This window comes from Pseudomonas sp. Seg1 (assembly GCF_018326005.1).
In the GTDB taxonomy this organism is placed as follows: domain Bacteria; phylum Pseudomonadota; class Gammaproteobacteria; order Pseudomonadales; family Pseudomonadaceae; genus Aquipseudomonas.
On sequence record NZ_AP021903.1, the window covers coordinates 3,846,740 to 3,866,593 of the forward strand.

Consider the following 19,854-nt stretch of genomic DNA (forward strand, 5'->3'; position numbering starts at 1 on the left):
GCCTTACAACTGCCAGGAACCGATATCGGCATTCACGCCGTCGCCGTCAGGCTGACCGTCGGCACCGAGGGAAAAGATGTCGATCTCGCCATTGGCGCCGGGGTTGAGGTACTGATAAGGACGCCCCCAAGGATCGTTCGGCAAGCGCTCCAGGTACGAGCGCCAATTGCTGTTCTTCGCATCCGCCGGCCGCTCCACCAACACCTTCAGGCCCTGGTTCATGCTCGGATAAGTGCCGTGGTCGAGGCGATACAACTTCAACGCCTGCATCAACCCACCAATGTCCTGCTTCGCCGCCGTCGCCCGCGCCTGATCCGGCCGGTCGAGCACCTTGGGCACCACCATCGCCGCGAGAATCCCCAGAATCACCACGACCACCATGATCTCGATCAGGGTAAAACCCTGCTGCCCACGCGGCGTGCGCATCGGTTGCTGAAGCGATTTGAAAGGTGCGATATCCATCTCGACATTCCCTGGCTTGATTCGATTCGACGCGCAGTGTTGCAAGAAGATATGTCAGGGATGTTGAAAATCCTCGGGTGTTTTCGTCGTCAAGCCGTCAAGGACGCGGGTTAGCGTCGAGTGCTGGGTTTGGGTTTTGGGCCAGTTATGCGTGCGCGTTCGCGGGAAGAAGGTTTCACGTTGATTGAGGTGCTGGTGGCGCTGGCGATTATTGCTGTGGCGATGTCGGCGGCTGTGCGCGTGGCGGGGTTGATGACGCAGAGCAGCGGGATTCTGCGGGATCGGTCGGTGGCGATGATTGCGGCGCAGAGTCGGATGGCGGAGTTGCGACTGGAAGGCAAGTTGCCGATGGGTATGAAAGCGCTGGATTGCGATCAGGGGCGGTTGTTGTTGCGCTGCGAACAGGTAATCGCAGCGGCAGAGAATGGGCGGTTGCTGAAGATCGGCATTCAAGTATTCGACCGCAGCCAGGATGCGCCGCCCCTGGCAAAACTCGAAACCCTACTAAACCGCCCCCTGTAGGAGCTGCCGCAGGTTTTGTGGTGTTTGCAGATTTTGCACTCACCAAAGAACGCTGTGGGAGCGGGCTTGCCCTCGAAGGCGCCAGAACAGACACCCATCAATCACCAGGTGACCCCGACACGCGCATCACCCCGTCAATTACAAATTATCTAACACCCGATTCACCGCCAGCACTCCCTATAACCGAACACGGCAATCGGTCGAATATCGGCTTCCGCCCGATGACTGACTAACCTGCCATCCCTGCCAGACATTCATATGCCCGTCAGCGTTGCGGATAAGGTACACCAAGCTCCCAGCGTGATTGCCAATGCGCGATGTATTGACGCGAAACCTCCGCCATATCTCGAATCACAACCACATTTTCCGAGTTAGCCTTTTCGGCGGACGGAGCGAAATTGAACGAACCTGTTTCGACCGTATTACCGTCGACGATGATGGTTTTGTCGTGATGAAGATGGAAATGTTCATTGGTACGCAGCTGCACGCCGTTCAAAACCACAAGGTCCATCGCCGTCTTACTGGACTTGCCCAGATTTCGCTTTTTATCGACCACTATGCGCACCTCCACCCCACGCTTCTTCGCATCAATCAAAGCCTGCACGATATCGGGAGCCTGGAACGCATAGGCGAGCATTTGAATGCTGTGCTGCGCAGACCCGATGGTTTCCAAAACCAGCTTTCGCGCCGAACCTTCCGGGGAAAAACCGACCTGCACGCTTGGTTCGGCATGGGATATGGCCGCAATACTGAGCAAGATCGCCAGCGCGGCGCATTGCAATCTAGTCATGTTTGAAGACCTTGAGTTGACCAGGCGGGACGTTTTAATTGCAGGATGCCAGCCCATCTGAGCTACCTCTTCTCGGAAAAGATCAGCAACAGAACCAGCAACTATCCTGCAAAGTCGCAATGTATCTGCATGCTCTCTGTCGGGTTGCGGTGAATCTTGAAGCCGCACTGCATCAGCGCAGCCTTGACCTCGTTGAGAACGCCGAGATGTTCAGCCGCCCTGCTGTGTTGAAGGCTCGGCGATGTAAATACTCCCAACGGCAAAAATCGCAGTCTCTTTCCATTCAGAATGATCGAAACATCCACATGAGAGCCATCCACGTCATGCCCATTGGAGCCGAATATATCGCTCACTTCGTCTTTTCGGCCTGGGTAGCAAGCGCAAAACAACCGGATGCCCAGCCACCTCGACAGGAACCTGAACAACCCCAGCTGACTGCTTTTATTTTCATAACCCCGAACGAGCAGTAGTTGAACTGACGGGGGAAGCTTCGACTGAGCTTCAATCAATTTAAGGAAGACATTTTGTTCAATCAGTACTTCAGAGGATGGCCAGCGAGGTTTGACCTTCAAGCCCTGATTCTCTCCCTTGAGAAGGGTCAACATAGCGTTCGAACTCTATTTTCAACTATTTGATTTCGCGAAATTTAGCATGGGCGAGCGTCCCTCTGCTTAAAGGCAAATATCCAGGCTGTCGGGCCGCCATCGCGCTCAAGCCAACTCCCACAGGTTTCAGCACCCAGACACACTATCCGTGACCAACCCAAAACCCTGTAGGAGTGAGCCTGCTCGCGAAGGCGCCAGAACGGACACCCAATCAATCACCAGATGTACCCGACACCTGCATCAATCCGCCAATTGCAGATTATCCAGCGCCCGATTCACCGCCAGCTCGCCAAGCATGATCAACTGCGCAATCCCCAACAACGCCCGACGCTGCGCCGCCGGCAACAGACTGGCGCAGTCCTGCGCAATGGTTTTGGCCGAAGCGAGTGTTTCACTGGCATCGATCAGCAGCTCTTCGTTTTTGTTGTCCGCAGTCACGGCATACATCCCACGGGTTTTCCGAGGCGGCGGCGTGGAGCCGGGTGGGCAGAGGTAATGGTCGAGCGCGCGGTCGGCGGCTTCGTGGAGTTTTCTGGAATCGAGGGATTCGTACGGCGAAACCGAGTCGGTTTCGGGCGGGTTGGGTGTTGGTTTGATCATGGTGAAGCTCCTATTAGAGTGGAGCCGCCATAACTGTCGCTAAACAGAAAGGTGGCGGCTGTACGCAGGTTAGCGAACCGGTTATAGGCACCCGGCAGACCCAAGGGTCTCCCGCATACAGCCACCATAGCGGAGTTGCAGACATTGAATCTGCGACAAAGCATGGAACGCTGATGCACCTATTTATAAGTCGAGTCGCTAAACCCGATCGCTGATTCACCAGCGACCGCACCACAATAGAACCCGCCTCCAAGGCGCACAAGCCGGCGGATTCTGGCGTAGCTGTAGGCAAAGGCGCAAGGATTTGTAGCCTGAGAGAGTGTTTGAAGATGTCTTTTAAACATTGGTGTTTATGGGGGCCCCTCATTCCGTCTCGGATCCCTCAACAGATTCGTTCCGTTGTCCCAACAGACAAAAGAAAATGGCCGAGATTGCCAGTCGTAACTGACAACCTCGGCCAAATGAACAGCTCTATTTTTTCCGGCACATCTCAACGTCATCCTGGGTTTTCAGGTCTGTATCAATTCCCAAGCGGTACCGGCAGTAGTCGATAATCCTCCCCCGCTCCTCTGCCGTCAGGCGCTCTACCTTCCTGATCTCACCGTCGTTTGCGTGGATGTTGTAGAACTTCATCTGAAACGCGGGGTGCCTCTTGATGAAGACAATCGTCTCGATGTCACCATCCTCAAGGGCTTCGTAGTAACCGACGTAGAGCATCGTTATCACGGCGAGGATTACTGCGATTAAAAGCTTTTTCATTCTTGCGGCGCCGGAGGTAGAAGTAGTTGGGTCTTGGCAGGAAAGAAGGCTAATTGTTTTTTCAGAAAATGAATCAGTCGCCATTTTTCACTGCTAGCCCAACTCCCACAGGTATCAGCACCCTACACAATATCTGTGATCGACATAAAACCCTGTAGGAGTGAGCCTGCTCGCGAAAGCGCAAGAATGGACACCTGATCAATCACCAGGTGATCCTGACACCCGCATCAATCCGCCAATTGCAGATTATCCAGCGCCCGATTCACCGCCAGCTCCCCGAGCATGATCAACTGCGCAATCCCCAACAACGCCCGACGCTGCGCCGCTGGCAACAGACTGGCGCAGTCCTGCGCGATGGTTTTGGCCGAAGCAAGTGTTTCACTGGCATCGATCAGCAGCTCTTCGTTTTTGTTGTCCGCAGTCACGGCATACATCCCGCGGATTCTACGTGGGGGCGGCGTGGAACCGGGTGGACAGAGGTAATGGTCGAGAGCGCGGTCGGCGGCTTCGTGGAGTTTTTTTGAGTCGAGGGATTCGTAGGGAGAAACCGAGTCGGTTTCGGGCGGGTTGGGTGTTGGTTTGATCATGAGTGAATCTCCAAATCATAGAAAAGGAGCCATCATCTTTCGCTACCAAACGAAGGGGTGGTGGCCATACGAAGGTTGGTAGACCGGTGACTTGGAGAACCGGCGCGCCCGAAGACGCCCTGCGCATGGCCACCATAAATACACAGCCCCAAAAAGGCCTGTATCGGGTGACGCTCTGCGCCAAGTCAAAACCGGGCTACCAAACCCGATCGCTGATTCGTCAGCGAGCGGACCACAATAGAATCCGACCCAAGAGCGCACAAGCCGGCGGATTCTGGCGTAGCTGTAGGCAATGGCGCAAGGATGTGTAGCCTGGAAGAGTGTTTGGAGATGTCTTTTTAAACATTGGTGTTTATCGAGGCCTCATTGCATCACGCCTCCTTAATAGATTCATCCCCTTAACCCCCAGCTAAACCTCGAAACAACGCTATTGCTGCGTGGCGGGAGAACCACATATCGATTGACCTACACGGTAAAAATATCGGTCTGTCACGTTTCCAAAGCTCTATGCATCTGCGCTATGGCCAAATGGCATTATTAGCGCTACATTTCTTTCGTGGCGCCACGGACGAGGATTGGAACCAATAGGCGCACAAACTATGCGAAGCGAATAGAGGTGACCGGTGGTGGAGAAAAGGAACGTTTTTATCAGCCATGTTCACAAGGACGATCATGGACTACAGAAACTCAAGGATTTGCTAGCTCCAAAAGGAATGGAGGTAAGAGACTCCTCCATCCATACAGGGAAATTCAATAATGCTACGGACGAGCACTATATAAAGACGCAGATCCTTGCTCCCGCTATCAACTGGGCGGGTATATTTATTTGCTACGTTTCCCCCCAGACAAAGAACAGTGATTGGGTTAACTGGGAAATCGAATATGCTGCCAAACAAGGCAAGCGTATTGTAGGTATTTGGGAGCATGGCGAAAAAGAGTGCGACCTCCCTAGCGCTCTTACAGAGTATGCCGACGCACTAGTTGGATGGAATGGAGATGCCATCATTGATGCTATCAACGGGAAGGATTCTTGGGAAAAACCTGATGGGAATGCGTGCGAGCCAGTGCCATTGAAGAGGCATCCATGCTGATGCCTCGTATTTATTCTTATGTTGTGCGATATGACAGTGGATTCGCTCCCAATCCATTCTACAACTACTGCACACTCGCAACCTGCAAGCCAAAAATCCGTCAAGGAGCTCAAATTGGTGATTGGGTAATCGGTAGCGGCAGTAATGATCGAAATGTCCGACTTGGTGGGCATCTCGTTTACGCAATGCGTGTAACTGAGGCAATGACATTTGATGAATATTGTTTAGACCCTCGATTTGAATCAAAAAAGCCCTTCCGCAATGGCAGTCGAAAACAAAGCTGCGGAGACAACATATATTTCCGGGCAGCGGTTGGGACCGATTGGCAGCAGCGAGATTCATTTCACTCCCTGCCAGATGGTTCGGTCAACCCGGATCACGTGGCCCGTGACTCGGGTGTCAACAGAGTGCTAATTAGTGAGGACTTTGTATACTTTGGAGGAAGTGGCCCTGAGTTTCCCAACAACCTGAAAGACCAACAAGGTCGCGAGTTGTGTAAACAAGGCATCGGGCTTACCACTTTTGATGATGTACAACTAATTGCAAATCTTGAAAAATGGGTTCGTAGTTTTGGCGTCCATGGTTATCAGGGCGCTCCATTCGAATGGCTGACTATTCGCAGGTAACCGATGAAAAAAGAAGGATCTCTATTGCTCTCGGATTACGCTGCAGAAATTGCAGATACAGACGTGCTTGACCCAAGCGACTTTAATCCTATTCTTCAGGGTCTATACGGGGAAGTCGGTGGAATAATGGCTACGGCCAAAAAAAGTGTTCGAGAGGGGACGGCTTACCCTGGTTTCAAAAAGGCAGCAGAAGAAGAGTTTGGCGATACGCTTTGGTATTTAGCTGCGCTCTGCAGGCGCCTGCAGATTCCTCTTGAAGATATATTTTCGGAAGCAGCGAATCATGGACATTTCCGGAATGTAGGGGCCGCAAGTGATGTAGCTGAAGGTGCGTTGGCCTATATAGCTGTGCCTGTTGATTCTGCTATTTCTCTCGATGACACATTGATTTGCCTTGGGCAATCGGCTGCGGCGTTACTGGGAGGTACTCCTACCCGTCACGACTTGACTACTTTCGCGCGGGCCTTTCTAGACTCTATGCACGCGGCCAAACTTGCATTTTCGGAGGTCGCTCGCGGCAATCTCAGGAAGGCTCGCGGTGCATTTTTAGAACCCGACGCACTAGATTTAGTTGACCTTGATTTCGACTGCGATTTTGGAATCGAAGAACAACTTCCTAGAAACTTCAAAATACGAGTGAATCAGCGAGGAAGTGGAAAAAGTTACCTCCAATGGAAGGAGGTATTCATTGGAGATCCTCTAAGTGACAACATTGCTGATCGTGACGGTTACCGCTTCCATGATGTCTTTCACTTTGCTTATGCTGCAATCCTGCACTGGTCACCTGTAACCCGAGCACTGATCAAGCACAAACGAAAGAGTAATCCGAAGTATGATGAAGAGCAGGACAATGGTCGAGCCATCGTGGTGGAAGAAGGTGTTTCAGCATGGATATTCTCTAGAGCGAAGGAACTGAATTTTTTTGCCGAACAAGACAAGGTATCACTTGGTCTTCTCAAGACAATTGGCGAATTCGTGACTGGTTATGAAGTGGAGAAATGCCCGCTGAAGCTCTGGGAAAGGGCAATTCTGGATGGTTATACTGTGTTTCGCCAGCTTAAGGCGAACCAAGGTGGTTGGATCATTGGAAACCGAAATGAACGCACCATCACATACATGCCGCTTGAGTCTGAAAAATGAAGATCCACCCATTTGTAGGTGCAGTTGCGTCTCTGCAGTTTGAAGATTGCTTCAATCCGTATTCGGATCGTTGTGAAATTCATGATAGACGTGATGCACCACGTCGCCGTGCTATCACGCTGTCCGCGGTATTGAGTCGTGCAGTTGAGGAACCCGTTGACGCCATATGGATCGGAAGAGACCTCGGATATCGCGGAGGGCGCCGTACCGGATTAGCCCTAACTGACGATGTTCACATTAGTGAACACGCCCGACGCTGGAATCTTGAACTGCTTCCTGAGCGACCGACTATAGGCAATGCTGTGGCCGAACGGACAGCTGCAGTCATATGGGGCATGCTTGAACAGATTGACGCTCGCATCTTTCTATGGAATGTCTTTCCTCTTCATCCGCATAAAGCAGGAGATCCGTTCACAAACAGACAGCACAACGCTCGTGAAAGGCGAGCAGGCGAAGAGCTTCTCCAGCAGCTCATCAAATTGCTTCGGCCTTCTCGGATTGTGGCGATAGGCAACGATGCTGCAGCTGCGGCAAATCGCATTACTGATTCGGTACCGGTGATCTGCGTGAGGCATCCCAGCTATGGAGGGCAAACGCAATTCCAGAAACAAATTTCAGAACTTTACGGGCCATCCATGAGGAGTAACGGCTCATTGTTTTGATGAAGTTTGATTATTTAAAACAGCTATTTACTTTGCCCAAAATTTTTGGTCGTGAATCTCTATATTCAAAGATCTCTGCCGAATTTTTGATGCGCAAATTGGAGGACGGTTTTCCACCATCCTCCCAATCTTTTTTAAAACTTCAATCCGCATCGCTTTGAACTTTATCCAAATGCGTGTGAAAAATTTGCGCAAAGTCCACATTATTAAGATCAGCACCTGAAAAATAACCGTGATTCTTTGCTAAATCCAAAGCAGCCCCGCCAGGGGATGGTATGGGTAAAACTTTAGCTGTAGGATGGAATTTTCTGAAGAGTTCAAACTCACTTTCCACTCCTTCCATGCCGCCAATAAAGACAGCCGCAACTAGGTCATCGCGCGACAGCATTTTTTCTCGCATTAGCAGAAGACTCGCATCTATCCCCTCGGGTTTTGCGTCGGTAAAAACAACATTTTGAAAGTGATCATTTTCTTCCGGATAGCGATCTTCAAAGAATCTACTCTGATACAGGATCACCGTATCAGAATAATCAACGCCCAAATCTTCGCATATGCTCCAAATCATGGGAGTAATAGCGGGATGCCCTCCCCAAACAATCTTATGTTGACGTATTACTGAAATAACGAGTTCTCTTACAGCACATTGGATTAAGAATGGATTGGCGGTTTCGTGATACGAGCCGCGGTCCACAAGTGGAACGCTGGCTGAAAGAAAAATTGCGCCCACGGTTTAGACCTCCCAGTCCGCAAATTGCCACCCGGATTCGCTAGCTTTGACCCATCGCGCAGAGCGAATGTGCTGTCCAAGCCAGTCTAAATGCCCCTGCCATCGGGGGTGTAAACCAACATGATCGTATACAACGGCAACTGATTGATCTGGGGAATTACTGGACGCGTCGTGCAACGTAGTCGACGTTGGAACACCTACTGTAGGGTAAACGACAACATTTCGTCCGTCTGGAAGTTTGATATAGACCGCCTTATTAGGGCCAACTCCGATGAACTGTCCGCCAATCGTTTGAATAGCGTTACGCAAATTGCTCACTAGATTTACGGAGCGCACGGCATGGCTCTGACTGCGAACCTCTTCAATCTGTAAGCAGATTCGCTCCACAGCACTTTCTGCGAGGCGTCCTGTAGCATCATCAACTTCTTCAGCTAACAACTCTGTGCGACTGGCAGTGGATGTTCGCAAAGATGGCGTGCAATCGGGCCAACCTACCCTTAAAACGCTAATACCTTTAGCCAGAGCGCGTCCAAACTCTGCGCTAGTCCATCGGCTTTCAAAATAGCCAGGTGTGTCAAGCATCACCAGAACGTCGGAATCGCAAAGTCGATGCCATAGCATCGTCTGAAAGTCCTCAGCTGGTGCAATACCATGCGTATCGAGAAATACATCGAATAATCGAGCGGACAGTGCATCGAAAAGTTGTAATGCTGCCTCACGGGCCTCGTTACGGCGGTAGCTTACAAATACTCGGCGCTGACGAGGTAGTAACCCCGCACACTCAAGTAATGCGGTGGCGATCCGTTGTAACCCGTTTGGGTTATAGGCTAAACAGTTGATGGGACGCAGTAACTCAGGAATCTCAGCGCTCACTCGCTCAACGTTGGACGCTATTGGGAGAATCGGGATGCCTCGTTCCAGCAGCTTCGCAATATTGCCGAGGGGAGGATTCGAGCCACCGAAAAAGACCGCTGCAGATGAACACTGTTGGTCAGTATTGAACGCATCCGGGCATATCTCCCATCCAACTTCCTGCCCTAGTCGTAGATTGAACATGCCGACAGCAGATGCGACGATTTCTTCAAGCTCAGAAATCTGGGTGGACGTGGGTGAGCCAAGCACTGCGAGTTGATAGAGGGCCATGCTCTTCCTTGTGATTTCAGCGGCAACGTTGTTGGTCGAAATACGTAGCCATATGAACAAAGAAATAGAAAATCGGCAAGCAGGCTGAATCGACCCGAATTATTACCTGTCCAACCGCAATTAATTTCAACTAAAAAATCATGGCCGAGTCAGTTTCGGCAACACCACCCCCTCCCCCAACCTCTCAACCCCCAACCGCACCCTCTCCCCCCCTGCTCAATCACCACCCCATCCCCCTCCACCGCCACCAGCTTCACCCCAGGCCCAACCTTCTCCCCCTGCAAAAAACTCCTCGGCGGCCCATCGTTCAGGCTCAGTATCGCCACCGCGCCCCGACTCCCCGCCATCACCCCGCTCACCTTGATATCCACCGGCGCCGTTTGATTGGAAAACCATTGCAACGCCGGGCTATCACTGCGCGCCGCGAGCAATTGCGGGGCTGCCGGCGGGGTGTGGGATTCGGCGGTGGTCAGCAGCAGCGACGACCATGTCGCCACGCCGACCAGCGCTGCGAGCAGCGCGAGTGCCTGGACCATTTGGGGTGGGGAAAAGCGTGCGGTGAAGGTCATGGGTTGAATCTCCTTTTTGTCCCTGCTGTCAGCCTACGCGGCAATTCTCTCCGTTTTATTTCACACGCCTTACATGTTGGCCGTGCACGATGGCGCAGGACGCAAAGGAGCGCGCGCGCGATGAACAGGCAAGAGGGTTTTACGCTGATCGAGTTGATGGTGGTGCTGGTGATCATCGGCATCGCCAGTGCGGCGATCAGCTTGAGTATCAAGCCTGATCCGTTGCAGTTGCTGCGCAAGGATGCCGAGCGTGTGGCGCAGTTGCTGCAGGTGGCGCAGGCGGAGGCGCGCGCGGATGGTCGGCCGATCGTGTGGGTGAGTGATGCCAAGGGGTTTCGGTTTAGTCGGCACAGTGACAGTGGCAAGGGGTTTGATCATTTCGCGCAGGATCCGCAGTTGCGGCCGCGTGCCTGGCAGAGTCCGAAGGTGGAGGTGCGGGTGGAGCCGAAACAGCGGGTTGTGCTGAACGCTGAGTGGATCAATCCGCCGCTGCAATTGACGTTGTCGGATGGGATGAATCGCTTGAGTGTGTTGCGTGATGGCAGTGGAAGGATCAGCCTGCAATGAAGCGCCAGCAAGGGTTTACGTTGATTGAGGTGATGGTCGCGATTTTGTTGATGGCGGTGGTGAGTTTGATTGCCTGGCGGGGGCTGGACAGTGTGACGCGGGCGGACAGTCATTTGCAGGCCAGCAGTGAGCAGAGTGACGGTTTGTTGCGGGCGCTGAATCAGTTGCAGCGGGATGTGGAGATGCGGGCGGGGGTTGAGTTGACTGAGCCGAAGAAGGTTGGGGTGGATGATGAGCCGCCGAGCGCGCCGGCCGCTCTGACTGTGCGCAGTAGCGACAGTAAGGGTTTTCGGATGGACATTATTCGCACGGCGGCGGATCAGCCGGGGGCTTTGCAGCGGGTGCGGTGGTGGGTCAAGGGCGACACGTTGTATCGGGCGGTGGCTGAGGCGCGGAGTCGGTATCCGTTGCCGGCGCCTGGGAATGGGGTGGCGGTGTTGCAGGAGGTCAGTGATGTGCAGGTGCGGCTTTGGGAGGTGGATAAGGGGTGGCGGCAGTTGAGTGGGAATCGGCGGGAGGATCCGTTGGGGTTGGAGATTCGGTTGAGTCGGGGGACGGCGCAGGGGGTGGAGAAGTATCGGCAGGTGATTGGGCCGTTGGAGTGATTTGCGGGCCATGAATAAAATGTGGGAATGGGTGGAGTCAGTTGTGGATTGGTTGGCTGGTAGGCCGTCATCGCTGGCAAGCCAGCTCCCACAGGGATTGGGTGAGGTCAGTGGGATTGGTTGGCTGTGAGGTCGTCATCGCGAGCAGGCTCACTCCTACAGTTGGATCGGGTACATCAGCAAGAGATTGGTTGGCTGGCAGGCCGTCATCGCTGGCAAGCCAGCTCCACAGGGATTGGGTGAGTTCAGTGGGGATTGGTTGGCTGTGAGGTCGTCATCGCGAGCAGGCTCACTCCTACAGTTGGATCGGGTGCATCAGCAAGAGATTGGCTGGCTGGCTGGCCGTCATCGCTGGCAAGCCAGATCCCACAGGGATTGGGTGAGGTCAGTTGGGGAATGGTTGGCTGTGAGGTCGTCATCGCGAGCAGGCTCGCTCCTACAGTTGGATCGGGTGCATCAGCAAGAGATTGGTTGGCTGGCAGGCCGTCATCGCTGGCAAGCCAGCTCCCACAGGGATTGGGTGAAGTCAGTTGGGGGATTGGTTGGCTGTGAGGTCGTCATCGCGAGCAGGCTCGCTCCTACAGTTGGATCGGGTACATCAGCAAGAGATTGGTTGGCTGGATGGCCGCCTTCGCGAGCAGGCTCGCTCCCACACAAAAGCAACAGCAAGATCAAAAGATCGCAGCCTTCGGCAGCTCCTACAGGGGTGATATGTACCACCCGCACGCGGCGAATGCCGCACCACTCAAAGGATGAGCGTTAGCTCGGCTGCAGCTTTTGATCTTGATCCACGGGCGACGTCGGAAGGCTGAGTGGAGGGATTCATCCGGGGGTGGGAGCGCAGCGACCGTTTGGCGCAGCCAAATGCATCGAGAGGAGGTGCAGCGAAGCAAACCGGAGGCGATGCCCCCGGATGGATCCCGGAGCGAAGGAACCCCGAGCCTCAGCGAGCGGGCCGCACGTAGGAGCAAGCCTTTTGGGTTACCTTTTCGGCGTTTGGAAAAGGTGACCCGCCGTAAGGGCGGAACCCTAAGCAGCCGTTACCGCAGCAACGGATATGTACCCAGTCAAACCCACTAGCTCAAAACCACAACGCCACCCGGCAACTCGGTGCATTTGACCCCGTAGGCATCCCGAATCAGCAATGCAACGCCAGCAAGTTGGTCAAGGCTGAACCGCGCCTGCACCCGCCGCTGCCCAAGCTCACGGTTGAGCAGCAACAACATCCCCGGTCGATACCGGTTGATCTCATCAATCATCTGACTCAGCGTAGCGCCGTTAAACACCAACACTTGCTGCCGCCAGTTCATCACCGCCGCCGTATCGACACTCTGCACACTGCCAACCTGCCCCGCGTCATAAGTCACCTGCTGACCCGGCTCAAGACGCAGACTACGACCTTCAACATCCACTTCAACCGCGCCATCGAGGCAGGTCACGCAGACTTGCTGATCGGTATTACGCAGGTTGAAACGCCCCTGACTGGCACGCAACCACCCTCCCCCAGCCTGCATCGCCAGCGGCAACCGCGCCGTCTGCACTTCAACTTCACCACTGACCAACTCAAAACCCTGCACACCGTCAGACACTGCACGCTGATTGATCCGCGTCTGCGTGTTCAACTCCAGACTCACCCCCTGCGCCGGTTCGAAACGCCGCTGCTGGCCGACTTCAGTAATGAAGTCCGCACCCAGCCCTTCGAAGCCACCAGGAATCGTCCCGCGCACCAGCAAAAACGCCGCCGACGCGGCAATCGCCCCACCGAGAAAGGCACGACGACCAAACCCACGCGGTGCCTGCAATCCTTCGGCGGCGGGCTGCAGGTTGTGCCACAACACCTTGGCCTGCTCGAAAGCCTGCGCATGCTCGGCGCTCTGTGCGCACCATTCGCGCAGGGCGCGGGCGTCGGCCACGGTGGCGCGGCCGGAGGTCAGCAGGACCAGCCAGTCGCGGGCTTCGCTGTGCAGATTGTCGGCCGCCGATGGCTCGGCAGGTGTCAGTCGAAAGATGTTCAAACGCGCAGATTCTCAACGAATTGATCGGGCACTATTCAGAAGACGGTTTTCCGGCCCCGCGACCGAACCGCTGAAACACTTTTCTTTCCAGTTTCGCGGCGCAGAAGCCCAATGCGGCTTTGATTTCCTTTTCAACCATGCGCGTAGAAATGCCGAAACGCTGGGAAATTTCCAGGTGCGGCGCCTCTTCCAGACGCGCCGCAATGAAGATCTTGCGACGGCGTGCGGGCAGTTCGTAGAGGGCGCTGAGCAACGACTGGATTTCCTTTTGCCCGCCCACTACCCGCGCCGGGTCCAGCGCTTCGTCACCCATTTGCAGCAGCTCCTCGACTTCCTCGCCAGTGAGTAGCCGCGCATCGGCCTGACGGCGGTCGGCGGCGATGTTCAGGGCCATGCGATAGAGGTAGGCATTGGGTCGCAGGACGTTCGGCGGCGTCTCCATGCGGTCGACCCGCAGGTAGGTTTCGTGCAGCACGTCGTTGGCCAGATCTTCCGAACCGAGACGCCTGCGCAGGCGCACCCGAAAGTCCTCGTAGGACGTCAGGAACAGTTGGACCATCGAACCTTGTCCGGTGTCTTTCATCCCCCGGAAACTCCTTCCCATTTGGTGCATTCCATGCGTTTCCCTGACGACTCCGGTAACAACAGCAATGTGACCGGCTGACGCAAAGCGCTGGGCGTCGGCCGGTCGATCCTGAGATTGCGAAAACTCTCCACCAGCGCGTTGTCGCGCCGTACATCACCGGTCGAAGTGACCAACCGGTTGTGCTGCACCACGCCGTCGCGGCCGACCCACACCTGCAACACCGCGCGATAACTGCCCGGACGGGTCAGCGGCGAACGGCACAGGTTGCGCTCGATGGCAGCCTGCACCGCCGTGGCGTAACTGCGGTTGACCGCGACGCTCTCGGGCGTCTGTTTTTGTGGCGGCGCCGGCACGTCTTCGACCTGCGCCACTTGCAACGTAAATGCATCGTCCCGGGCATACCGCGCCATCAAACCACTGCCGCCGAGCAATCGACGCAGGGCATCGGCGGCGGTGTATTCACCGTCCACCGCCAGCGAGCGACGACCGCGACTCAACTGACTGTCGACCAGCACCGCAACGCCAGTGGCGTGGCTGTACTGATCCAGCGCTCGGGCCAGATCCTGTGCCGGAATATGCAGCGTCATGCGCAAGTCCGCCGGCACCGCGTCGGCCATCGCGTGGCCCGCCGCACAGCCAAGCAGCCACCCCAGACACATCCGGCGCACAAGCCTCGTTGAACGCTGAAAACCGTCTCCGGAACTGCCTCGCTGCACGGCTGACGAATCCTTGAAAATCGTCATCCTGAGGGCTGTTTATGAATCTGGTGTGACGGGCGGTGCAAAAAAACCATCACGGGAATTGCGCATGGCTTGCACTAGACTCAAGCCATAGCGCGGCCCCTCCGGGCCGGCCAGGAGGCGAGCATGAATACACTGTGGCGATTGAGCCTTGGCGGGCTGCTGTTGATGGCGCTGTCGAGCGCTTATGCCGAGCAGCCGTTGGGTTGTGTGGAAGTGACGGTCGGCGGTTACAAGGCGCCGAATTACGACTGCTTGAGCCAGCAGATGGGCAACAACCCGGAAGGCGCTGCGGCGGCGGAGAAGAATCAGGAAGCACTGAATGTGCCGGTGAATAAACGGCCGCCGAATCAGGTTGGTCTCGCGACGCCGGCGGCGACCAGTACAAGAATGGGCAACACCTTCGGCACCTCAGTAAAACCACAACGCCCACCGCAATGATTTTGATCTTGATCGTTCCCACGCTCCGCGTGGGCACGCAGCCCGGGACGCTCTGCGTCCCATCCAGAGCCGAACGCAGAGCGTCCGTTGAGGCATTCCCACGCAGAGCGTGGGAACGATCATGTGGTGTTCAATCGCTTGGGGTTTACCGATCGTTCCCACGCTCCGCGTGGGCACGCAGCCCGGGACGCTCCGCGTCCCATTCAGAGCCGAACGCAGAGCGTCCGTTGCGGCATTCCCACGCAGAGCGTGGGAACGATCATGTGGTGTTCAATCGCTTGGGGTTTGGCGGAAGCTGACGGCCAGACGATTCCAGCTGTTGATGGTAGTCACGGCCATGGTCAGGTCGACCAGTTCCCCTTCGCTGAATTGCTCGCGGGCCTGCTGATAAATATCGTCAGGCACATGACTTTCCGCCAACAACGTCACCGCCTCGGCCCAGGCCAACGCCGCACGCTCGCGCGGGTTGAAGAAGTTGCTGTCGCGCCACACCGCGATCGCATACAAACGCCGATCACTCTCCCCCGCCCGCCGCGCATCCACCGAGTGCATGTCGGTGCAGAACGCACAGCCGTTGAGTTGTGAGGCGCGGACCCGGATCAGTTGCAGCAGTGGCTGTTCGATACTGAGGTTGGCAGTCAGCGCCTCCATGGCAATCATCGCTTTCATCGCCTTGGGCGAAGCGTTGTAGTAATCCAGGCGCAGGGACATGGGCAGGTCTCGGTAGACGGAATAATGACTTCACCGTAACCGCCGACAGCGATGCATTACAGCCCCAATTGCACGGAAAACCGCTACACCACTGAACCCGGACACACACTGACCCTGTGGGAGCTGGCTTGCCAGCGATGGCGGTATATCTGCTGACACTAATGCTGGATCCGAAGGCCTCATCGCTGGCAAGCCAGCTCCCACAAGGTACGTGACCAATTCGAGTTTTTTACTCCACGCAACTACTGCCCCGCAAACAAACGGGAGTAATCTGGCGAGCACGCCAAATAGCCTCGGGAGCCTCGTCGGTATGGAACTTCACGTCGTGATCAACGGCCGCAAGGATCTCGCCGGTCAGTTGTATCAGCAACTGCGCGGGGCCATCGAGTCCGGGCGCTTGGCCGCTGGCACGCAATTGCCGCCCAGCCGCCTGCTCGCCGAGCAACTGGGCATCTCGCGCAAGACCATTTCCGACACCTACGCACAACTGACCTACGAAAACTTCCTCACCGGGGTGATCGGCAAAGGCACCTACGTCAACGCACGCCCGGCGCAGATCCAGCGCAAGCAAAGCCACACCGAGCTGGCCAGTGCCGAAGTGATCGAGAGCTGGCGCAATCTGCCGGTGTTTCTGCGCCACCCGACGCTGGAAGGCTCGCTGCGTTATGACTTCATCGGCGGCGCCACCAGCAAAGGCCAGTTTCCGCAGGATGACTGGCGCCGCTGCGTCGCCCATGCGATGCGCCAGATGGGCCAGTCCAAGGGTTTCTACAGTGTCGCCGAGGGCCTGCCGGCGCTGCGCAATGCGATTGCCCGGCACATCGCGTTTTCCCGTGGGATCAACTGTCAGGATGAAGACATCGTCGTGTGCAACGGCGCGCAACAGGCGCTGGACTTGATCACTCGCGTGTTGATCCGCCCCGGCAGTCTGGTGGCGATGGAAGACCCCGGCTATCCGCCGGCACGCCTGTTGTTTGGTACCCATGGCGCCGAGGTGGTCGGTGTGCCGGTGGATGCTGAAGGGATTGTCGTCGAGCAGATTCCCGACGGTACGCGGCTGATTTATGTAACGCCGTCGCACCAGTTCCCGCTGGGCATGCCGATGAGTCAGGCACGCCGCGAAGCCTTGCTGGCTCGCGCCCATGAACTGGGCGCAATCATCATCGAGGACGACTATGACAGTGAGTTCCGCTATGAAGGCCGGCCCACCGATTCGCTATTCAATCTCGACCAGCGTGGCATCATCGCTTACGTCGGCACCTTCTCGAAAACCCTGTTGCCGGAGCTGCGTCTGGGTTACGCAATTCTGCCGCCGGCCATTCTCGAAGCGGTGATCCGTGCCAAACAGCTCACCGACCTGCACGCCTCGACCCTCCCGCAATGGGCGTTGGCGAAGTTCATCGCTGAGGGTTGCCTGCTCAAGCATATCCGCCGCTGCCACACCATTTATGCCCAGCGTCGCGAGCGGATTCTGGCGCGCATGGCCACCGATCTGGCGCCATGGCTGGACGCGGTGCCGGCCAGCGCGGGCTTTCACATGGCGGTGTTCTGCAAGAAGCCGATCGACTTGTCGTTGGTGATCGAACTGGCGAAAAAGGTCGAAGTCGGTTTGTACTCAATCAACGGTTTCTATCATCAGCAACCCGCGAAAAACGGTCTGTACTTCGGCTTCGGCGCCATCGAAACCCTCGACATTGATATCGCTCTGGATCGCCTGCGCGACATTCTGCAACAAGTTGCCTGAATGATTGGTCTGGGCGATTAACCGCCGATTGGTTATTGGTGATCGACAGGTGCAGGCCTATTCTGCACAGGCGTTATCCCTCAATGAGCAGGATTCGTCCGGCCTGATTCAGGAGTGTGAGCAATGTCCAACGAAGTGATCAATACGGTCCAGGTGCAGGCTGCCGCCGGCCGCTCGGAGGAACTGGGCAGGCAACTGCAGAAGATCGTCGAAACCCTGCGCGAAACCCCGGGCTGCGATTCCTACCTGGTCGACCGTTGCCCCGAGGACAGTCACCGCTGGACGGTCAGTGCGCGCTGGCAGTCGGAGGCGGCGATGCAGGCGCATTTCAACCGGCCCGAAGCGCAGGGGTTTATTGACCTGATCGATAGCCGGCTGGCCAATAGCGTCGACTTCAACAGCTTTCCCATCGTTTGACTTACGGACGCCATCGCTGGCAAGCCAGGCTCCCACAGGGTTTTGTGTCGTTCATTAATCATACGAACAACACAAAACCTGTGGGAGCCTGGCTTGCCAGCGATGGCTTATTTGAAAGCACTGAAGATCCACAGATTGGTCACCTGATCTTCCCGAATATTGGCCGTTTGAATGCCCCGCCCTGCGGACTACTGTGATTGCACCCCCAACCTCACAGGTAACCCGCCATGAAAGCCCTGCACCTCTTCGCCTCTGCCCTTGCCCTGAGCCTTTGCGCCTCGGCCGCTTTCGCCCACGACCCGTCCGAAAAAGTCACCGTGCTGCAAGACCAGATGCTGAAAAACGCCCCCAACAAAAAAGCCATGATGATCGAAGTGGACTACAAACCCGGCCAGTCCTCCATCGCCCACAAACACGACGGCACCGCCATGGCCTACGTACTCGAAGGCGAAGTCATTTCCCAAGTGAAAGGCGAACAGGCGATCACCTACAAGAAGGGCCAATTCTGGTACGAGCCTGCCGGCTCCGAACATCTGGTGTCGAAAAATGCCAGCAAAACCAAACCGGCCAAGTTGTTGGTGTTCATGGTGCTGTCGCCGGATGAGCAAGTGCTGATCCCGCTGAAAAACTGATGGATGTTTAATCAGCCATAAATAAAAAGGCGCAAATCATCGATTTGCGCCTTTTTATTTCCCGGCGCAATTAACCGCCCCGCGTTACAGCAAATAAAACTATTCAACAGCAAACCAGACAGCAAATTGTCAGGTTGCTTACAGCGTAGCGGGTTTAGTCTCAATTAACGGTCGTCAACGACGACAACTCAAACTTTCCGACTGATGTTGTTTCACGGGAGAAACACCATGAAACTTGCGTTTGCCAGCACCTTGGCGATATCGGTTCTAGCACTTTCCGCCTGCTCGGTGCCTACCGCACCGAAAGCAGTCTCATCCCTCGACACGCTGTTCACGCAACCGGTTGGCCGCAGCAGCGCCGCCCAGGTGAAAAGCGGTCCCGGCGTATCGCTTGGCGTGGTCTACAGCCCGAGCACCCAGACCAACCGCGAATACCTGCGCGACTATCAGGCCAACGCCGGCACCGGTTTCGGCCAGAGCCTGCTGGTGCAACCGATTCACGACGCCTACGTCGCCAGCTCGAAACCGGACATGGCGGTGGATTGGGTCAACGCCTCACTGCAGCGTCAGTTCGGCTCGGTGACGGTGTATCCGGACATGCAGAGTCTGCGTGCGGCCAGACCGGATGTGGTGGCGATTATCGACACTCATAGCCAGTTGATTACTTCGCGCAGTTCCGACATCAAGGCGGATGTCAGTGCCGATTTTTATGATGCGCGGTTGAACTATATCGGTACGGCGAAGGGTTCGGATGCACGGGAATTGACGCCGGTGTGGGCGGACTTCAAGCGCTCGGAAGAGATAGTGGCGGATATTAATCAGCAGCAAGATGTGCAAGTAAGGGCGTTGCAGAAGTTTGACCAGTCGCTCAGTAATTTATTGACCAAGGCGACAGATAAAGTGTCGATGCTTGATAACAAACAATCACATAAGTTGTATTGAATGTAAGGGCCTCATCGCTGGCAAGCCAGCTCCCACAGGGCACTTGTGTCGTTCACAAAATCATTGTGGGAGCTGGCTTGCCAGCGATGAGGCCAGAACAGCCACCACAAAACCCTCAGACATAAAAAAGCCCCGGCATCTCACGACACCGGGGTTTTTTCATTCAGCCAC

Annotated in this window: 24 protein-coding genes and 1 pseudogene; 12 read left to right on the forward strand and 13 right to left on the reverse strand. The window is 55.6% G+C overall.

Features of this window, described 5'->3' with window-relative positions:
• Nucleotides 1-3: 3 nt before the first annotated feature.
• Entirely contained in the window at nt 4-462 is a 459-nt protein-coding gene (gene gspG / locus KI231_RS17110; protein WP_038368790.1) for a type II secretion system major pseudopilin GspG, read from the reverse strand.
• A gap of 147 nt (nt 463-609) precedes the next feature.
• Here gspG and gspI point away from each other — a divergent pair, with 147 nt between their 5' ends.
• On the forward strand, nt 610-984 hold the full coding sequence (gspI, locus tag KI231_RS17115) for a type II secretion system minor pseudopilin GspI (protein ID WP_212809193.1): 375 nt from the start codon (nt 610-612) through the stop codon (nt 982-984).
• A 265-nt stretch (nt 985-1,249) separates the two neighbouring features.
• Here the strand turns inward: gspI and KI231_RS17120 are convergent, their stop codons facing one another.
• From KI231_RS17120 to KI231_RS17140, 5 genes are all read right to left on the reverse strand, one after another.
• Complete coding sequence (locus KI231_RS17120) at nt 1,250-1,774, reverse strand: phospholipase D family nuclease (protein ID WP_212809194.1); 525 nt, start codon at nt 1,772-1,774, stop codon at nt 1,250-1,252.
• A gap of 101 nt (nt 1,775-1,875) precedes the next feature.
• A complete protein-coding gene (locus tag KI231_RS17125) occupies nt 1,876-2,379 on the reverse strand; it encodes a hypothetical protein (RefSeq protein ID WP_212809195.1) in 504 nt (167 codons plus the stop codon).
• Nucleotides 2,380-2,619: 240 nt separating this feature from the next.
• Nucleotides 2,620-2,979, reverse strand: coding sequence for a DUF6124 family protein (locus tag KI231_RS17130; protein ID WP_103302429.1), 360 nt, complete (start codon nt 2,977-2,979; stop codon nt 2,620-2,622).
• 471 nt (nt 2,980-3,450) lie between these two features.
• Nucleotides 3,451-3,738 (reverse strand): hypothetical protein, encoded by a 288-nt coding sequence (locus KI231_RS17135; protein WP_212809196.1) that lies wholly within the window; start codon nt 3,736-3,738, stop codon nt 3,451-3,453.
• Nucleotides 3,739-3,965: 227 nt separating this feature from the next.
• Nucleotides 3,966-4,325, reverse strand: coding sequence for a DUF6124 family protein (locus KI231_RS17140; RefSeq protein ID WP_103302434.1), 360 nt, complete (start codon nt 4,323-4,325; stop codon nt 3,966-3,968).
• A 626-nt stretch (nt 4,326-4,951) separates the two neighbouring features.
• Between KI231_RS17140 and KI231_RS17145 the strand changes: the two genes are divergently transcribed.
• From KI231_RS17145 to KI231_RS17160, 4 genes are read left to right on the forward strand one after another with little or no spacing between them, the layout of a single operon-like run.
• Complete coding sequence (locus KI231_RS17145; protein ID WP_249412047.1) at nt 4,952-5,416, forward strand: TIR domain-containing protein; 465 nt, start codon at nt 4,952-4,954, stop codon at nt 5,414-5,416.
• Nucleotides 5,410-6,042, forward strand: coding sequence for an Nmad2 family putative nucleotide modification protein (locus KI231_RS17150; RefSeq protein ID WP_249412048.1), 633 nt, complete (start codon nt 5,410-5,412; stop codon nt 6,040-6,042). Before KI231_RS17145 ends, KI231_RS17150 begins: the two co-directional genes overlap by 7 nt.
• Nucleotides 6,043-6,045: 3 nt before the next feature.
• Nucleotides 6,046-7,182, forward strand: coding sequence for a nucleoside triphosphate pyrophosphohydrolase family protein (locus tag KI231_RS17155; protein ID WP_212809198.1), 1,137 nt, complete (start codon nt 6,046-6,048; stop codon nt 7,180-7,182).
• Entirely contained in the window at nt 7,179-7,844 is a 666-nt protein-coding gene (locus KI231_RS17160; RefSeq protein ID WP_212809199.1) for a uracil-DNA glycosylase, read from the forward strand. The genes KI231_RS17155 and KI231_RS17160 overlap by 4 nt, the downstream gene beginning before the upstream one ends.
• Nucleotides 7,845-7,986: 142 nt before the next feature.
• On the opposite strand, the gene thcA is transcribed toward KI231_RS17160, so the two are convergent.
• The 3 genes and pseudogenes from thcA to KI231_RS17175 all read right to left on the reverse strand — a co-directional run bounded on the left by thcA (nt 7,987) and on the right by KI231_RS17175 (nt 10,283).
• Nucleotides 7,987-8,571, reverse strand: a complete 585-nt coding sequence (gene thcA, locus KI231_RS17165) for a Thoeris type III anti-phage system protein ThcA (protein ID WP_212809200.1) — start codon at nt 8,569-8,571, stop codon at nt 7,987-7,989.
• 3 nt (nt 8,572-8,574) lie between these two features.
• Nucleotides 8,575-9,714, reverse strand: a complete 1,140-nt coding sequence (gene thcB4 / locus KI231_RS17170) for a Thoeris type III anti-phage system protein ThcB4 (protein WP_212809201.1) — start codon at nt 9,712-9,714, stop codon at nt 8,575-8,577.
• Nucleotides 9,715-9,852: 138 nt separating this feature from the next.
• Nucleotides 9,853-10,283: pseudogene (locus tag KI231_RS17175) on the reverse strand (type II secretion system protein N).
• Between the two features lie 120 nt (nt 10,284-10,403).
• Between KI231_RS17175 and KI231_RS17180 the strand changes: the two are divergent.
• Complete coding sequence (locus KI231_RS17180; RefSeq protein WP_212809202.1) at nt 10,404-10,850, forward strand: GspH/FimT family pseudopilin; 447 nt, start codon at nt 10,404-10,406, stop codon at nt 10,848-10,850.
• The gene (locus tag KI231_RS17185) at nt 10,847-11,455 is read left to right on the forward strand and encodes a type II secretion system protein GspJ (RefSeq protein ID WP_212809203.1); all 609 of its coding nucleotides are present in this window, start codon (nt 10,847-10,849) and stop codon (nt 11,453-11,455) included. The genes KI231_RS17180 and KI231_RS17185 overlap by 4 nt, the downstream gene beginning before the upstream one ends.
• A 1,076-nt stretch (nt 11,456-12,531) precedes the next feature.
• Here the strand turns inward: KI231_RS17185 and KI231_RS17190 are convergent.
• Genes KI231_RS17190 through KI231_RS17200 form a run of 3 tightly spaced genes read right to left on the reverse strand, consistent with a single transcriptional unit; the run spans nt 12,532 to nt 14,715 of the window.
• Nucleotides 12,532-13,470, reverse strand: coding sequence for a FecR family protein (locus KI231_RS17190; RefSeq protein WP_103307403.1), 939 nt, complete (start codon nt 13,468-13,470; stop codon nt 12,532-12,534).
• A 31-nt stretch (nt 13,471-13,501) separates the two neighbouring features.
• Nucleotides 13,502-14,053, reverse strand: coding sequence for an RNA polymerase sigma factor (locus tag KI231_RS17195; RefSeq protein ID WP_103307404.1), 552 nt, complete (start codon nt 14,051-14,053; stop codon nt 13,502-13,504).
• Complete coding sequence (locus KI231_RS17200) at nt 14,050-14,715, reverse strand: secretin and TonB N-terminal domain-containing protein (protein ID WP_212809204.1); 666 nt, start codon at nt 14,713-14,715, stop codon at nt 14,050-14,052. Before KI231_RS17200 ends, KI231_RS17195 begins: the two co-directional genes overlap by 4 nt.
• 207 nt (nt 14,716-14,922) lie before the next feature.
• On the opposite strand from KI231_RS17200, the gene KI231_RS17205 reads away from it, so the two are divergent.
• Nucleotides 14,923-15,237 carry a hypothetical protein gene (locus KI231_RS17205; protein ID WP_102902194.1) on the forward strand — a complete coding sequence of 105 codons (315 nt, stop codon included), beginning with the start codon at nt 14,923-14,925 and terminating at the stop codon, nt 15,235-15,237.
• 270 nt (nt 15,238-15,507) lie between these two features.
• On the opposite strand, the gene KI231_RS17210 is transcribed toward KI231_RS17205, so the two are convergent.
• Nucleotides 15,508-15,948 (reverse strand): carboxymuconolactone decarboxylase family protein, encoded by a 441-nt coding sequence (locus tag KI231_RS17210; protein ID WP_212809205.1) that lies wholly within the window; start codon nt 15,946-15,948, stop codon nt 15,508-15,510.
• Between the two features lie 310 nt (nt 15,949-16,258).
• Between KI231_RS17210 and pdxR the strand changes: the two genes are divergently transcribed.
• The 4 genes from pdxR (at nt 16,259) to KI231_RS17230 (ending at nt 19,683) form a co-directional block, all read left to right on the forward strand.
• The gene (pdxR, locus tag KI231_RS17215) at nt 16,259-17,692 is read left to right on the forward strand and encodes a MocR-like pyridoxine biosynthesis transcription factor PdxR (RefSeq protein WP_212809206.1); all 1,434 of its coding nucleotides are present in this window, start codon (nt 16,259-16,261) and stop codon (nt 17,690-17,692) included.
• Between the two features lie 123 nt (nt 17,693-17,815).
• A complete protein-coding gene (locus tag KI231_RS17220; protein WP_103307409.1) occupies nt 17,816-18,109 on the forward strand; it encodes a putative quinol monooxygenase in 294 nt (97 codons plus the stop codon).
• A 227-nt stretch (nt 18,110-18,336) separates the two neighbouring features.
• Nucleotides 18,337-18,741 carry a cupin domain-containing protein gene (locus KI231_RS17225; protein WP_212809207.1) on the forward strand — a complete coding sequence of 135 codons (405 nt, stop codon included), beginning with the start codon at nt 18,337-18,339 and terminating at the stop codon, nt 18,739-18,741.
• 228 nt (nt 18,742-18,969) lie between these two features.
• A complete protein-coding gene (locus KI231_RS17230; protein ID WP_212809208.1) occupies nt 18,970-19,683 on the forward strand; it encodes an ATPase in 714 nt (237 codons plus the stop codon).
• The last annotated feature ends 171 nt before the right edge of the window (nt 19,684-19,854 follow it).

Coding starts and splice junctions, on each gene's coding strand:
- KI231_RS17210 (WP_212809205.1), bottom strand. CDS start 15,948: ATGTCCCTGCGCCTGGATTACTACAACGCTTCGCCCAAGGCGATGAAA.
- KI231_RS17135 (WP_212809196.1), bottom strand. CDS start 3,738: ATGAAAAAGCTTTTAATCGCAGTAATCCTCGCCGTGATAACGATGCTC.
- KI231_RS17140 (WP_103302434.1), bottom strand. CDS start 4,325: ATGATCAAACCAACACCCAACCCGCCCGAAACCGACTCGGTTTCTCCC.
- KI231_RS17205 (WP_102902194.1), top strand. CDS start 14,923: ATGAATACACTGTGGCGATTGAGCCTTGGCGGGCTGCTGTTGATGGCG.
- KI231_RS17160 (WP_212809199.1), top strand. CDS start 7,179: ATGAAGATCCACCCATTTGTAGGTGCAGTTGCGTCTCTGCAGTTTGAA.
- KI231_RS17120 (WP_212809194.1), bottom strand. CDS start 1,774: ATGACTAGATTGCAATGCGCCGCGCTGGCGATCTTGCTCAGTATTGCG.
- gspG (WP_038368790.1), bottom strand. CDS start 462: ATGGATATCGCACCTTTCAAATCGCTTCAGCAACCGATGCGCACGCCG.
- KI231_RS17150 (WP_249412048.1), top strand. CDS start 5,410: ATGCTGATGCCTCGTATTTATTCTTATGTTGTGCGATATGACAGTGGA.
- gspI (WP_212809193.1), top strand. CDS start 610: ATGCGTGCGCGTTCGCGGGAAGAAGGTTTCACGTTGATTGAGGTGCTG.
- KI231_RS17180 (WP_212809202.1), top strand. CDS start 10,404: ATGAACAGGCAAGAGGGTTTTACGCTGATCGAGTTGATGGTGGTGCTG.
- KI231_RS17155 (WP_212809198.1), top strand. CDS start 6,046: ATGAAAAAAGAAGGATCTCTATTGCTCTCGGATTACGCTGCAGAAATT.
- KI231_RS17225 (WP_212809207.1), top strand. CDS start 18,337: ATGAAAGCCCTGCACCTCTTCGCCTCTGCCCTTGCCCTGAGCCTTTGC.
- KI231_RS17125 (WP_212809195.1), bottom strand. CDS start 2,379: ATGTTGACCCTTCTCAAGGGAGAGAATCAGGGCTTGAAGGTCAAACCT.
- thcB4 (WP_212809201.1), bottom strand. CDS start 9,714: ATGGCCCTCTATCAACTCGCAGTGCTTGGCTCACCCACGTCCACCCAG.
- KI231_RS17200 (WP_212809204.1), bottom strand. CDS start 14,715: ATGTGTCTGGGGTGGCTGCTTGGCTGTGCGGCGGGCCACGCGATGGCC.
- KI231_RS17230 (WP_212809208.1), top strand. CDS start 18,970: ATGAAACTTGCGTTTGCCAGCACCTTGGCGATATCGGTTCTAGCACTT.
- KI231_RS17220 (WP_103307409.1), top strand. CDS start 17,816: ATGTCCAACGAAGTGATCAATACGGTCCAGGTGCAGGCTGCCGCCGGC.
- pdxR (WP_212809206.1), top strand. CDS start 16,259: ATGGAACTTCACGTCGTGATCAACGGCCGCAAGGATCTCGCCGGTCAG.
- KI231_RS17185 (WP_212809203.1), top strand. CDS start 10,847: ATGAAGCGCCAGCAAGGGTTTACGTTGATTGAGGTGATGGTCGCGATT.
- KI231_RS17195 (WP_103307404.1), bottom strand. CDS start 14,053: ATGAAAGACACCGGACAAGGTTCGATGGTCCAACTGTTCCTGACGTCC.
- KI231_RS17130 (WP_103302429.1), bottom strand. CDS start 2,979: ATGATCAAACCAACACCCAACCCGCCCGAAACCGACTCGGTTTCGCCG.